The sequence below is a fragment of the Lachnobacterium bovis genome (genome assembly GCF_900111325.1).
GTDB classification, from domain to species: domain Bacteria; phylum Bacillota; class Clostridia; order Lachnospirales; family Lachnospiraceae; genus Roseburia; species Roseburia bovis_A.
In genome coordinates, this window is the sequence record NZ_FOGW01000001.1 from 1 (window position 1) to 706 (window position 706).

Genomic DNA, 706 nt, shown 5'->3' on the forward strand with positions numbered 1-706 from the left:
GCATCGAAAGAGGACGCATATCAAAAGAGATATGAAGGTCAAGCAAAAAAGAGCGCAGGGTGGATGCCTTGGCACTAAGAGCCGACGAAAGACGTGATAAGCTGCGAAAAGCTGCGGGGAAGTGCAAATAACTAAAGATCCGCAGATGTCTGAATGGGGGAACCCATCTAACAAAAGTTAGATATCCATATGTGAATAAAATAGTGTATGGAAGGGAACCCGGTGAACTGAAACATCTAAGTAGCCGGAGGAAGAGAAAGAAACATCGATTTTGTGAGTAGCGGCGAGCGAAAGCGAAAGAGGCCAAACCAGTGTGCGTGCATGCTGGGGTTCGGACCGTATAATTGATTCGACAGAGTGAGCAGAATTGTATTGGGAAATCAAGCCAAAGAGGGTGAAAGCCCCGTAAGCGAAGCGAAGGAGACAAGACGGGATCCAGAGTACATCGAGACACGAGAAACCTTGATGGAAAGAGCGGGGACCACCCCGTAAGCCTAAATACTACTTAGTGACCGATAGCGCATAGTACTGTGAAGGAAAGGTGAAAAGAACCCCGGGAGGGGAGTGAAAGAGAACCTGAAACCCTGTGTTTACAAGCTGTGGAACAACGAAAGTTGAACTGCGTACTTTTTGTAGAACGGTCCGGCGAGTTATTGTTGTTGGCAAGGTTAAGAACTTAAGGTTTGGAGCCGAAGGGAAACCAAGT

Annotated in this window: 1 rRNA gene; it reads left to right on the forward strand. The window is 47.3% G+C overall.

Annotated features, from left to right (window positions below):
• Window positions 1-36: 36 nt before the first annotated feature.
• A 23S ribosomal RNA gene (locus BMY79_RS00005) occupies window positions 37-706 on the forward strand; the annotation flags it as partial.